Here is a 15,489-nt window from a genome sequence, read left to right as displayed (position 1 = left end):
TTTTTTTGGTTATTAGTGGAATTTGTATCAAAAAATGACCGATTGGTTGTTATTAATTGAGAGATGGCACAGTGTCTGAATATCTTGCATTGATATCGGATGTGTCCGTTTTTATTTCTTGGGGGCAAGAAGTAAGAAAGAAATATGGGTGATGGCTGTCAGGTATGACAGTTTTCAAATTTCTAACAGATTCGTTGAGGTAATAGAGGTAATAGATGAAAAGTAACATTGCTACAGCGGGAAATGTTCTTAAAGATGAAGCTCTCTCTCAGATGTCATGTGAAAATATAATTCATAATACGTATGATACATCGATTCCATCACGAATATGTGTTGTGGTAGGGGGAACGACCCTTGCAGTGTTCTGCGCCGAGCAAATTCTGGCGGCAGGGCATACCATACAAGCAGTGCTACCTACTGATACGGTTCTACAAACGTGGGCTGCCCAGCAAGGGATTGCTTGTGTGAACTCGGTTGATGCATTACAAGAACACATCACGTCACAGCCTGTCGATTGGCTTTTCTCAATCGTCAACCCAATCATCCTGCCGGGGTCGCTCATTGAACAAATTCGTGGCAGTGCTTTTAATTATCATGATAGTCCTCTGCCACGCTATGCGGGCAGTCATGCAACCTCCTGGGCGTTGTTAGCTCGGGAGACACATTACGCTATTTCCTGGCACTGTATTGAAGGTGGTGTGGATACCGTCGATATTGCTGTGCAATGGCCGGTATCGATTGAGGAACAGGATAACGCTTTCTCGTTGAATCTGAAATGTTATCAGGCTGCTCAGAAAGGATTTGTTGAACTACTGAAAAATCTGGGGCGCGACGCACTGGTGACTTATCCTCAGGATCTCTCGCAACGGAGTTTTTATGCTCAGTCACGTCGCCCCGATGGGGGGGGATATTTGTGCTGGGAGCAGTCGGGAGAAGTCCTGTCAGCTTTAGTGCGGGCATTAGATTTTGGGGAGAATTATTTAAATCCATTGGGTTGCCCGAAATTGTTACTGAGGCAGGGCCCGGTACAAATTTCCTGGCTTCAGCGGCTGAACACGTGCTCTGAGGGGGGACCCGGTAGGTTGATTAGTGTGGAGGAGGATGCCTGGCAGGTGACGACCGGTAGTGAGGATGTGCGGATTGGGGGATTTGCCACCCTTGAAGGTCATTTGCTGTCTGCCAGAGAGCTTGCCGATATATCGGAACTTAGGCCAGGCAAACAACTTCCTTTGCTCTCCTCACAACAAGCGCGGAATGTAAAAAATACCCTGCAAACACTCGCACCCAGTGAACCATTTTGGTATGAGCGTCTTGCCTCGTTGCAACCACTCCAGTTGCCTTTTGAAATGATTGGGAAACAGGCAGAGCCCCGATGGGGAATGAGTCCCTGGCAGCCGCCATTGCTAAAAAACGCTGGAGAAGATCCATTACAGACATTGTTGCAGGTATTCGTTATCTATCTTGCGCGCTTGACTCAGCAGACTGAACTCCAAATCGGCTGGTGTGTAAATGGGGCAGAAGATAAACCAGATATATTGACGGGGTTGTCATCGGTGGTGCCGATGGTTGTTGAGGTGGCGTTTGATAAACCGTGGTCTGTGGTAGCTGATTGGATTGATAACGAGCTCGTTCAATTGGCACGGCACCGCACATTTAGCCGTGATCTGCTTTCCCGTTCTCCTTCACTGCGGTCTATCCCGGAATTAAGCACAAGCCGACCGTGGCAGATCGCCGTTTCTGTGATACAGGATGACAAATTGTGTGATCAGACGGTATCCGGCGAATTGTTGACGTTCCAGATGAATACACAGGGCGGTTTTCGCTGTATCTATGATGAAAATCGTCTGAGCCCGGAAGTTATTCTGCGGATGAGTGAACATTTGCAGGTGTTGGCGTCATCAAAAAGGATGAGTGATGAAATCCCCGTGGGGCAGCTTAATTTGTTACCCGAGGCTGAACGTAGGTTATTACTGGAAACCTGGAACGCGACGGAAAGCGCGTATCCTGAGGCGTTATGTGTTCATCAGTTGTTTGAACAACAGGTGGAGCGGACTCAGGACGCGACAGCGTTAGTGTATCAAGAGCAAACAATCAGTTATGCCGAATTAAATACCCGCGCCAACCGTTTGGCCCATCAGCTTATCGCACTGGGGGTTGTACCCGACCAGCGGGTGGCGATTTGTGTGGCACGTTCACCGGCCATGGTGGTGGGATTGCTGGCGGTAATGAAAGCGGGTGGAGCGTATGTGCCGTTAGACCCGGCTTATCCTGGCGGGCGTCTGGCACATATTCTAATCGATGCTGCTCCAACGGTGGTGCTGGCGGATGAGGCTGGCAGGGCTGTATTAGGTGAGGAAGCGCTGGCTGGATTAACGATACTGGACCTGAATACTCTGCCTGATCAACCGGATTGTAATCCACAGGTACCCGCGTTGACTTCACGGCATCTGGCCTATGTGATTTACACCTCCGGCTCCACGGGGGTGCCCAAAGGGGTGATGATTGAGCACCGAAATGCGGTTAACTTCCTGCATTGGGCTCAGCAAGCCTTTGGGACGGAAGAGATCCGCAAGGTGCTTTTCTCAACGTCGATGAGTTTCGACCTGTCCATTTTTGAATGTTTTATGCCGTTGTGTCGTGGTGCGGCGATTCATCTGGTAGAGGGTGCCTTGTCATTGATGCAGCATACTCTGCCGGTAACCTTGATCAACTCAGTTCCGTCTGCGATGAAGCCGTTATTGCAGGCTCGGGCGCTGATGGCGTCGGTTCGTACCGTTAATCTGGCGGGGGAACCGCTTAAAGGTGCTTTAATTGAACAGATTTTCGCAGAAACACAAATACAGCGGTTATGTAATCTCTATGGACCTTCTGAAACGACAACCTATTCTGCCTGGTTGCCAATACAGCGGGGTGACCGGATTATTGAAAGTATCGGCCGTCCGATAGCCAACACCGGCCTTTACTTACTGGACGAGTATGGTCAACCGGTGCCGTTGGGCGTGGTAGGGGAAATTTATATCGGGGGCGCGGGAGTGGCGCGTGGCTACCTCAATCGCCCAGACTTGACGGCGGAACGTTTCCTTCTCGATCCGTTTAGTGAGGTGCCGGATGCCCGGATGTACCGCACCGGAGATTTAGCCCGTTATTTGCCGGACGGTAATCTGGCGTTCCTGGGCCGTAACGACCAGCAGGTTAAAATTCGCGGTTTCCGCATTGAACCGGGGGAAATTGAATCCCGGTTGGTGGAACACCCGGCGGTGAGTGAATCTGTGGTATTGGCACAGGGGGAAGGGCAGGATAAACGGCTGGTGGCTTATGTGGTAGCGGAAGCCGATGAGGGGTTGGTGACTAACCTGCGTGCTTACCTGCAAGCTATTTTGCCTGATTACATGGTGCCGTCAGCCTTTGTGCGGCTGGATGAGCTACCACTGACGCCGAACGGTAAACTGGATCGTCGGGCGCTGCCGGCACCGGACAGTGAAGCCGTTGCCCGGCAGGTTTACGTAGCGCCACAAGGCGAAACGGAAATGGCTCTGGCGGCGATTTGGCGTGAATTACTGGGGATTGAGCAGATAAGTCGGTATGACAGCTTTTTTGCTCTGGGGGGGCATTCGCTACTTGCGATACGAGTGGCTGAACGCCTGCGTCATCTGGGATTGACCCTGACGGCGAGTGATCTGTTCCAGTCGCCGGTGCTGTCAGACCTGGCTCAAACATTGGGACAATATCAGGCGGTGATAGTACCGCCTAACGTCATTACGCCAGCAACTACGGCTCTGACGTCGGCGATGTTGCCGCTGATTGATTTAACTCAGGCTGACATTGACCGCATCGTCGGGCAGGTGCCGGGTGGGATCGCTAATATTCAGGATATCTATGCCCTGTCACCGTTGCAGGATGGCATTCTGTTCCACCATCTACTGGCGAATAAAGGTGACCCGTATCTATTGGTCAGCCAGATGACTTTTGCTGATCGTTCATTGTTGGATCGTTACCTGGCGGCCGTGCAACAGGTGGTTAATCGCCACGATATTTTGCGTACCGCTTTTATCTGGCAGGGATTGTCAGTCCCGGCGCAGGTGGTCTGGCGTCAGGCCACTTTATCGGTGACTGAACTGATATTAGACCCGATTGATGGGCCGGTTTGTGATCAGTTAGCGCAACATTTTGCCCCACATAACCATCGCCTTGACTTGAACCAGGCACCCCTGTTGCACTTTGCGGTAGCGCAGGAGGAGGATGGCCGCTGGAGCGTACTGCAATTGCTGCATCATCTGATTGGTGACCATACGACGATGGAAGTGATGCATCGCGAAGTTCAGGCATATCTAACCGGTCAGGGGGAGAGCCTGCCTGACCCGGTACCTTTCCGCAATCTGGTGGCTCAGGCCCGGCTAGGGGTGAGTCAGGAGGAGCATACTCGTTTCTTTACCGAGATGCTGGCAGAAGTGGATGAACCGACGCTGCCATTTGGGTTGACGGAGGTGCATCGTGACGGCTCACAGGTGACGGAAGCCCACCGGATGTTGGCGCCTGAATTGAATGCCCGTCTGCGCGGTCAGGCCCGGCGTTTGGGTGTCAGTCTGGCGGCGTTATGTCATTTGGCCTGGGCCCAGGTGTTGTCGCGTACCAGCGGGCAAGAACAAGTGGTGTTTGGCACCGTATTGTTTGGGCGTATGCAGGCTGCGGATGGCGCTGACAATGGTATGGGACTGTTTATTAATACCTTACCATTACGGTTGAATATCGATGAAACCCCGGTACGGGAGAGTGTACAGACTGCTCATACCCAACTCGCCGGATTATTAGCCCATGAACATGCGTCACTGGCGCTGGCTCAGCGTTGCAGTGGGGTTGCCAGCGGTACACCACTCTTTAGTGCCCTGTTGAACTACCTGCACAATGCCTTATCGGTAACGTCAGATGAGCTGATTGGCGGTATTGAATTTCTTGGCGTACAGGAGCGGACCAACTACCCGTTAGTGCTGTCGGTGGAGGATTTTGGTGATGCACTGGGACTGACAGCTCAGGTCGTGCAACCGTTTGAGTCGGAACGGGTATGCGGCTATATGCAACAAACGCTGGAGAGTCTGGTGGAAGCCCTTGAGCAAGCCCCGGATATGCCTGTTCGGGCGTTGGAAATTCTGCCAGAAGCGGAACGTACTTTGTTGCTAACAACCTGGAACGCGACGGAAACCGTCTATCCTGATCAGTTATGTATCCATCAGTTGTTTGAACAACAGGTGGAGAAAACCCCTGACGCGATAGCATTAATGTATGAAGAGCAGACGTTCAGCTATGCTGAATTAAATGCCCGCGCTAACCGGTTAGCTCGTCGGCTCATCGAACAAGGGGTGTGCCCCGGTGATCATGTTGCGTTCTTGCTAGCTCGCTCGATGGAACTGGTGATGGTCCAATTGGCGATTCTCAAAGCCGGTGCTGTTTACGTGCCGATAGATCCCAGTGTGCCGGATGAGCGGAAAAATTGGCTAATAAGTGATTGCTCCGCCAAATTACTGCTCACCGATACACGGGGGGATATTCCAGCGGATCTGGCTGTACCGCTGTTTCGTCTCTCGGATGAGACAGATACAGACAACGAGGAAGATCACCTTAACCTTAACTTACCACGCTCCAGCACTGAGGTAGCGTATATCATGTACACCTCCGGCTCTACCGGGATACCTAAGGGCGTCTTGGTACCGCATCGTGCAGTGGTCCGGTTGGTTATTAACAATGGCTATGCTGAAATCGAACCCGATGATCGGGTAGCTTTTGCCGCTAACCCGGCTTTTGATGCCAGCACGTTTGAAGTCTGGGCGCCATTGCTTAATGGTGGCGCGTTAGTGGTCGTTGATCACGCCACTTTGCTGACGCCGCTAGAGTTTGTACAGGTTCTACAGATTCAACAAATTACGGTTCTGTGGTTGAGTGTCGGATTGTTTAACCAGCTAGTAGAAGAATTGTCTCCGGTTTTGCCACAGATAAGGCTCCTGATTGTTGGCGGAGATGCCCTTGATCCGCATGTTATCGGTCAGGTACTGCGCACAAATCCGCCACAACAGCTATTAAATGGCTATGGGCCAAGTGAAGGCACCACTTTTACGGCCACATACCGTATCAATGCAGTCGCATCGGGAGCGACCAACATCCCGATTGGCCGACCGGTAGCCAACACGCGGGTTTATCTGTTGGATATCTATGGTCAGCCGGTGCCGTTGGGGGTGGTCGGAGAGATTTATGTGGGTGGAGATGGGGTGGCTTATGGTTATCTTAATCGGCCTGAATTGACCGCTGAATGTTTCCTTGTCGATCCATTCAGTGATAACCCGGATGCCCGCCTGTATCGTACCGGGGATTTGGCGCGTTATCTGCCAGACGGCAATCTGGAGTTCCTGGGCCGGAATGATCAGCAGGTTAAAATTCGTGGTTTCCGCATTGAACCAAAGGAAATTGAGGCCCGGTTGGCCGAGTACCCAACGGTGCGTGAAGTGGCGGTGTTAGTACAGGGGGAAGGGCAGAATAAACGGCTGGTGGCCTATGTGGTGGCATCAGCGGATGACGGGCTGGTGGACAGCCTGTATACTCACCTGAGCGCTATTTTACCTGACTATATGGTACCAACGGCCTTTGTGCGGCTGGATGCTTTTCCGTTGACCCCGAACGGTAAGTTGGATCATCGGGCATTACCGGTACCGGACAATGAAATGGTAGCCCGTCAGGTTTACGCCGAGCCCCAGGGGGAAACAGAAATAGCGCTGGCGGCGATTTGGCGTGAATTACTGGGGATTGAGCAGATAAGTCGGTATGACAGCTTTTTCGCCTTGGGTGGTCATTCGCTGCTCGCTGTACGTATGATTGGGCGCTTGCGTCACCTAGGATTGACACTGACGGCGCGTGATCTGTTTCAGTCGCCGGTGCTGTCAAACTTGGCGCAAACGTTAGGACAGCATCAGGCTGTGATAGTGCCGCCTAACGTCATTACGCCAGTAGCCACCGCGTTGACACCGGCAATGTTGCCGCTGATTGATTTGACTCAGGCTGATATTGACTGCATCGTCGGGCAGGTGCCGGGCGGGGTAACCAATATTCAGGACATCTATGCCCTGTCGCCGTTGCAGGATGGCATTTTGTTCCACCATTTGCTGGAGAATGAAGGTGATCCCTATCTGTTAATCAGTCAGATGGCCTTTGCTGACCGGGCGTTGTTGGATCATTATCTGGCCGCGGTTCAGGGGGTGGTTGATCGCCACGATATTCTGCGTACCGCTTTTATCTGGCAGGGATTGTCAGTTCCGGCGCAGGTAGTCTGGCGTCAGGCCACCTTATCGGTGACGGAGCTAACACTGAATCCGGTTGATGGTCCGGTCGGTGACCAGTTAACCCGGCGTTTTGATCCGCGTCAGCATCGTCTTGACCTGAGGGAGGCACCGTTATTACGTTTTGTGGTGGCACAAGAAACCGATGGCCGTTGGGTCCTGTTGCAACTGCTGCATCACCTGATTGGCGACCATGAAACGCTGGAAGTGATGCACCGTGAAGTGCTGGCGTATCTGACAGGTCAGGAGGAGAGCCTGCCTGCACCGGCACCTTTCCGTAATCTGGTGGCGCAAGCCCGGTTGGGGATGAGTCAGGAAGAACATACCCGTTTCTTTACTGACATGCTGGCGGAGGTAGAGGAACCCACGTTACCGTTCGGGTTAACGGAAGTGCATCGTGATGGCTCGCAGGTGGCTGAATCTCACCGGATGTTAGCGCCTGAGCTCAATAACCGTTTGCGCAGTCAGGCTCGACGTTTGAGTGTGAGTCTGGCGGCGTTGTGTCATCTGGCCTGGGCACAGGTGTTGGCGCGTACCAGCGGGCAAGATCAAGTGGTATTCGGTACTGTGCTGTTTGGGCGCATGGCGGCGGGAGATGGGGCTGACAATGGTATGGGGCTGTTTATTAATACTTTGCCGTTGCGGTTGGATATGGATGATACCCCGGTACGGGACAGTGTTCAGACCGCACATACCCGATTGGCCGGATTATTAGCGCATGAACACGCGTCACTGGCGCTGGCCCAGCGTTGCAGCGGTGTTCAGGGTGAGATCCCCCTGTTTAATAGCTTGCTGAACTATCGGCACAATACTTTGCCGGTAACGTCAGATGATTTGATAAGCGGTATTGAGTTTCTTGGCGCGCAGGAGCGGACCAACTACCCGTTAATGCTATCGGTGGAGGATTTTGGTGATGCTCTGGGGCTGACGGCTCAGGTCGTGCAGCCGTTTGAGCCGGAAAGCCTATGCGGTTATATGCAGCAGGCACTGGAGAGCTTGGTGACAGCGCTGGAACAGGCCCCGGAAATGCCGGTACGACAGTTGGAAATTCTGCCGGAAGCGGAGCGTACGTTGTTGTTAACAACCTGGAACGCCACGGAAGCCGCCTATCCTGACCAGTTGTGCATTCATCAATTATTTGAACAACAGGTGGAAAAAACTCCAGAGGCGGTGGCCTTGGTGTGTGAAGGGCAGACCCTCAGTTATGCTGAATTAAATACCCGTGCCAACCGCTTGGCCCATCAGCTTATCGCACTGGGGGTTGTACCCGACCAGCGGGTGGCGATTTGTGTGGCACGTTCACCGGCCATGGTGGTGGGATTGCTGGCGGTAATGAAAGCGGGCGGAGCGTATGTGCCGTTAGATCCGGCTTATCCTGGCGCGCGTCTGGCTCATATTCTGACCGATGCTGCCCCGGCCGTGGTGCTGGCAGATGAAGCCGGCTGGATTACACTGGGCGAGGAAGCGCTGACCAGACTGACAGTACTGGACCCGAATACCTTGCCTGATCAACCGGATTGTAATCCACAGGTACCCGCGTTGACTTCTCGTCATCTGGCCTATGTGATTTACACTTCCGGCTCCACAGGGGTGCCCAAAGGGGTGATGATTGAGCACCGCAATACGATTAACTTCTTGCACTGGGCTCAGCAGGCTTTTGGGGAGGAAGAGATCCGCGAGGTGCTTTTCTCAACGTCGATGAATTTCGACCTGTCCGTTTTTGAATGTTTTATGCCGTTATCTCGTGGCGCGGCGATTTATCTGGTGGATGATGCCCTGTCATTGATGCAGCATGCCCTGCCAGTGACCTTGATTAACTCAGTCCCGTCTGCGATGAAACCGTTATTGCAGGCTCGGGCGCTGATGGCGTCGGTTCATACGGTCAATCTAGCGGGAGAACCGCTTAAAGGCGCCTTAATTGAACAGATTTTCGAAGACACGCAAATACAGCGGTTGTGTAATCTCTATGGACCTTCTGAAACGACAACCTATTCTGCCTGGTTACCGATACAGCGGGGTGACAGGATCATTGAAAGTATCGGCCGTCCGATAGCCAACACTTGCCTTTACTTACTGGACGAATATGGTCAACCGGTGCCGTTGGGCGTGGTGGGGGAAATTTATATCGGGGGCGCGGGAGTGGCGCGTGGCTACCTCAATCGCCCTGACTTGACGGCGGAACGGTTCCTGATTGATCCGTTTAGTGATGTAGCGAATGCCCGGATGTATCGCACCGGGGATTTAGCCCGTTATTTGCCGGACGGCAATCTGGAATTTCTGGGTCGTAACGACCAACAGGTTAAAATCCGTGGTTTCCGCATTGAACCGGGTGAAATTGAATCCCGGTTGGTGGAACACCCGGCGGTGAGTGAATCTGTGGTATTGGCACAGGGGGAAGGGCAGGAAAAACGGCTGGTGGCCTATGTGGTGGCGGAAGCCCATGAGGGGCTGGTAAATAGTCTGCATACCTACCTAGGTGCCATGTTACCGGATTATATGGTGCCGTCAGCTTTTGTGCGTCTGGATGCGTTTCCGTTAACGCCGAACGGTAAATTGGATCGTCAAGCGCTACCGGCGCCGGATAATGAAGCCGTTGCCCGTCAGGTTTATGAAGCACCCCAGGGAGAAATGGAAATAGCGCTGGCGGCGATTTGGCGTGAAGTTCTGGGCGTTGAACAGATCAGCCGGTATGACAATTTCTTTGCTCTGGGCGGCCATTCGTTGCTGGCGGTGCGGGTGATGAACCGGATAGCTGCTTTGGGTATTGAATTGCCGCTAACCACCCTGTTTAAATCGCCTTCGTTAAGGGCGTTTGCTGAGGCCATGCAGGCCCGGCAGGGGCAACCGGATACTATCCTGCCAGCCATTGTGCCGATATCCCGTGAAGGGGAATTACCGTTGTCATTTGCTCAACAGCGCTTGTGGTTCCTGGCGCAGCTTGAAGGGGTCAGCGAAACGTATCATATTCCGATAGCCCTGCGTTTGTGTGGTGAGTTGGATATCGTGGCCTGGCAAAAGGCGCTGGATACCTTATTCGCCCGTCATGAAGCGTTACGGTCTGTCTTTGTCTCTGTAGATGGCCAGCCGCAAGTGCGGCTGTTGGCGCCGGATAGTGGCTTACTGTTATCTCAAGATGATCTGCGCGGGGTTCCAGATGTGGATAAGGTGCTTGAACGCCTGAGCGTGGAGGAAGCCCATGCGTCATTTGACCTTGACAGTGGTCCGCTTATCCGCGCCTGTCTTATCCGGATCGCCGATGACGAATATCAATTTTTGTTGACCCAACATCACATAATTTCCGATGGCTGGTCTGCCAATGTGCTGGTACAGGAATTGAACACGCTCTATACGGCGTTTATGGCCGGACAGTCAGATCCATTGCCGCCGTTGGCGATCCAATACCCGGATTACGCCGCCTGGCAGCGTCAGTGGCTGTCGGCTGAACGTATTCAGGCTCAATCTGACTATTGGCGTGCAATGTTGGCTGATGCACCGGTTCTGTTGGATTTGCCCACTGACCGGCCTCGTCCACCGGAGCAGTCGTTTGCCGGAGATGCCGTGCCGGTTAACTTAGATGTTGAATTAACGACCGCCCTTAAGCATCTGAGTGAACAGCACGGTATCACCTTATTCATGACACTGTTGTCAGCGTGGGCGGTGGTTCTGTCACGTCTGTCAGGTCAGGAAGATGTGGTGATTGGTACCCCAAGCGCGGGCCGTGGTCGTCAGGAAGTGGAACCGTTGATTGGCTTCTTTGTCAATACGCTGGCGTTGCGCATGGATTTATCCGGTGAGCTGACCGTGCCGGAATTACTGGCGCGAGTTCGGCAAACCGCATTGGCGGCACAGGAGCATCAGGATTTACCGTTTGAACAGGTGGTGGAAATCGTGCAACCACCGCGCCGACTGGCGCATACCCCGTTATTCCAGGTGATGTTTGCCTGGCAGAACAATGAAAGTACGGAATGGGGGTTACCGGGGCTGGCGGTGTCGCCGGTCGATCAAGCCGTTGATGTTGTCAAGTTTGATCTTGAGCTTAACCTGTTAGAAGAGGAAGGCGGGATTGTTGGTGCATTGAGTTATGCTACGGCTCTGTTTGATCCATCAACAATGGAACGGCAGGTGGAATATCTGCATGCGGTGCTGAAAGCGATGGTGGCTAATCCCCAACAGCCGGTCAGAGAAATGGATATCCTTTCTCCGGCAGATCGCAAGTTGTTGCTGGAAACCTGGAACGTCACGGCAACAGCCTACCCTGAGACGTTATGTGTTCATCAATTGTTTGAACAACAGGTGGAGAAAACTCCAGAGTCGGAGGCCTTAGTGTGTGAAGGGCGGACCCTCAGTTATGCTGAATTAAATGCTCATGCTAACCGGTTGGCTCATCAGCTTATTACATTAGGGATAAAACCGGATCAGCGGGTGGCGATTTGCGTGTCACGTTCACCGGCAATGGTGGTGGGATTGCTGGCGGTGATGAAAGCGGGCGGGGCTTATGTGCCGTTAGACCCAGCCTATCCTGGCGCGCGTCTGGCGCATATTCTGACTGATGCTGCTCCGGCCGTGGTGCTGGCGGATAAGGCCGGTTGGTCTGCGCTGGGTGAGGAAGCGCTGGCTGGACTCACGGTACTGGACCCGAATATTTTGCCTGATCAGTCGGATAGTAATCCGCAGGTACCTGGGTTGACTTCTCAGCATTTGGCGTATGTGATTTACACCTCCGGCTCCACTGGGGTGCCCAAAGGGGTGATGATTGAGCACCGCAATACGGTTAACTTCCTGTATTGGGCTCAGCAGGCCTTTGAGACGGAAGAGATTCGTAAGGTGCTTTTCTCAACGTCGATAAATTTCGACCTGTCCGTTTTTGAATGTTTCGTGCCGTTGTCTCGTGGGGCGGCGATTTATTTGGTGGATGATGCTCTGTCATTAATGCAGCATGCCCTGCCGGTGACCTTAATCAACTCAGTTCCATCGGCAATGAAACCGTTATTGCAGGCTCAGGCGCTGATGGCTTCGGTTCATACCGTTAATCTGGCAGGGGAACCGCTCAAAGGCGCTTTAATTGAACAGATTTTCGAGAAAACGCAAATACAGCAGTTATGTAATCTTTATGGACCTTCTGAAACGACAACCTATTCTGCCTGGTTGCCGATACAGCGAGGTGACCGGATTATTGAAAGTATCGGGCGCCCGATAGCCAACACCTGTCTTTACTTACTGGGCGAGTATGGTCAACCGGTGCCGTTGGGTGTAGTGGGGGAAATTTATATCGGGGGCGCGGGAGTGGCGCGTGGCTACCTCAATCGCCCAGACTTGACAGCGGAACGTTTCCTTATCGATCCGTTTAGTGGCGTGCCGGATGCCCGGATGTATCGCACCGGAGATTTAGCCCGTTATTTGCCGGACGGCAATCTGGAATTTTTGGGCCGTAACGACCAGCAGGTTAAAATTCGCGGTTTCCGCATTGAACCGGGGGAAATTGAGGCCCGGTTGGTAGAGCATCCGGCGGTGAGTGAATCTGTAGTATTGGCATTGGGGCAAGGGCAAGATAAGCGTCTGGTGGCTTATGTCGTGGCACCAGTGGATGAGGGGCTGGCGAATAGCCTGCATACCTACCTAAGCGCTATTTTACCGGATTATATGGTGCCAACGGCCTTTGTGCGGCTGGATGCATTTCCGCTAACGCCGAACGGTAAATTGGATCGTCGGGCCTTGCCAGCTCCGGACAATGAAGCGTTTGCCCGTCAGATTTATGCAGCGCCACAAGGGAAAACGGAAATCGCATTGGCGACCATTTGGCGTGAGTTGTTAGGTATTGAACAGATTAGCCGACACGATAGCTTCTTCGCACTGGGTGGTCACTCTCTGCTGGCGGTACGGATGATTGAACGCCTGCGTCACCAGGGGCTGGCACTGGCGGTACGTGACTTGTTCCAGTCTCCAGTATTATCTGAGCTGTCGCAGACATTGAGGCAGCACCGGGCCGTGGTGGTGCCACCGAATGTTATTACGCCAGCGACGACGGCACTCATGCCGGAGATGTTACCGCTGATAGATCTGACTCAGATTGACATTGACTGCCTCGTCGAGCAAGTGCCGGGTGGAATGGCCAATATTCAGGATATCTATGCCCTGTCACCGTTGCAGGACGGTATTTTGTTCCACCACTTACTGGCAAACGAAGGTGATCCGTATCTGATAGTCAGTCAGATGCTCTTTGCTGATCGCGCTTTATTAGACCGTTATTTGGCGGCGGTACAACAGATGGTTGAACGTCACGATATCCTACGTACCGCTTTTCTCTGGCAGGGATTGTCAGTGCCGGCGCAGGTGGTCTGGCGTCAGGCTCCATTGTCGGTGACGGAACTGACACTGAATCCGGCTGACGGCACGGTCATTGACCAGTTAACCCGGCGCTTTGATCCGCGTCAGCATCGTCTCGACCTGAGCGAAGCACCGTTGTTGCGTTTTGTCATCGCTCAGGAAACCGATGGTCGTTGGGTGTTGCTGAAATTGCAGCATCACTTGATTGGCGACCATGAAACGATGGAGGTGATGCACCGTGAAGTGCAGGCGTATCTAACCGGTCAGGAGCAGAGCCTGCCTGACCCGGTACCTTTCCGCAATCTGGTGGCTCAGGCCCGGCTAGGGGTGAGTCAGGAGGAGCATACTCGTTTCTTTACCGAGATGCTGGCAGAAGTGGATGAACCGACGCTGCCATTTGGGTTGACGGAAGTGCATCGTGATGGTTCGCAGGTGACGGAATCCCACCGGATGCTGGCGCCTGAATTGAATGCCCGTCTGCGCGGTCAGGCCCGACGTTTGGGTGTCAGTCTGGCGGCGTTGTGTCATTTGGCCTGGGCACAGGTGTTGTCGCGTACCAGTGGTCAGGAACAAGTTGTGTTTGGCACCGTGCTGTTTGGGCGGATGCAGGCAGCGGATGGCGCCGACAATGGTATGGGGCTGTTTATTAATACCTTGCCGTTGCGGTTGGGTATTGATGAAACCCCGGTACGGGAGAGTGTACAGGCTGCTCATACCCAACTCGCCGGATTATTAGCGCATGAGCATGCGTCATTGGCGCTGGCTCAGTGTTGCAGTGGGATTGCCAGCGGTACGCCACTCTTTAGTGCCCTGTTGAATTATCGGCATAATGCCTTATTGGCAACGTCAGATGAGCTGATAGCCGGTATTGAATTTCTTGATGCGCAGGAGCGAACCAATTATCCGTTAGTGCTGTCGGTAGAGGATTTTGGCGAATCTTTGGGATTGACCGTTCAAGTTGCCCAGCCGTTGGAGCCGGAACGGGTATGTGGCTATATGCAGCAGGCACTGGAGAGTTTGGCGGCAGCACTGGAACAGGCGCCGGAAACGCCGGTACGGACATTGAATATTCTGCCTGAAACGGAGCGGAGGCTGTTGCTGGAAACGTGGAACGCCACGGAAACCGCCTATCCTGAGGCATTGTGTATTCATCAGTTGTTTGAACAGCAAGTGGAGCAAACCCCTGACGCGATAGCATTAGTGCATGAAGAGCAAACCCTCAGTTATGCTGAATTAAATACCCGCGCTAACCGGTTGTCTCATCAGCTTATCGCACTGGGTGTCGTGCCCGATCAGCGAGTGGCGATTTGCGTGGCGCGCTCACCGGCCATGGTGGTGGGATTGTTGGCAGTATTGAAAGCCGGGGGAGCTTATGTACCGCTGGACGCAACCTATCCGGGGGAGCGTCTGGCGTATGTTCTGACTGATGCCGCACCAGCTATTTTGCTGGCGGATAAGGCCGGACGCGCTGCGTTGGGTGAGCAGGCACTGGCAGAACTTACTGTACTTGACCCAGATGCACGGCTTGACCTGCCGGACTACAACCCGCAAATACCTGAATTAACCTCACGACATCTAGCGTATGTCATTTATACCTCGGGTTCGACGGGGACACCGAAAGGGGTGATGCTGGAACATCGGGGTGTCTGCAACTACCTGCTATGGGCGTTGAGTGATTACCTAACTGAAAGGCAATTCGATAGTATCGTTTCGTCACCGCTAGCCTTTGATGCCACCGTCACCAGTCTTTACCTGCCCTTACTGTGTGGTGGCAAAATCCGCTTGCTCCGTGACGGGCAGGAGCTGGTTGAACTGCTCCCCGCATTGCTGTCAATGGAATCAGGTG

1 protein-coding gene is annotated in these 15,489 nt (G+C 53.3%); it reads left to right on the top strand.

Going from position 1 to position 15,489, the window contains the following annotated elements; genetic code table 11:
* Positions 1 to 215 precede the first annotated feature (215 nt).
* Positions 216 to 15,489 (top strand): amino acid adenylation domain-containing protein (locus tag ACGF63_RS19355; protein WP_387632734.1); only part of this gene is annotated, 15,274 nt, incomplete at its 3' end.

The organism is Photorhabdus sp. RM322S (assembly GCF_042879395.1).
In the GTDB taxonomy this organism is placed as follows: Bacteria; Pseudomonadota; Gammaproteobacteria; order Enterobacterales; family Enterobacteriaceae; genus Photorhabdus; species Photorhabdus khanii.
Note: the sequence above shows the minus strand (reverse complement) of the source record. Positions and strands in the feature narration are given on the sequence as shown.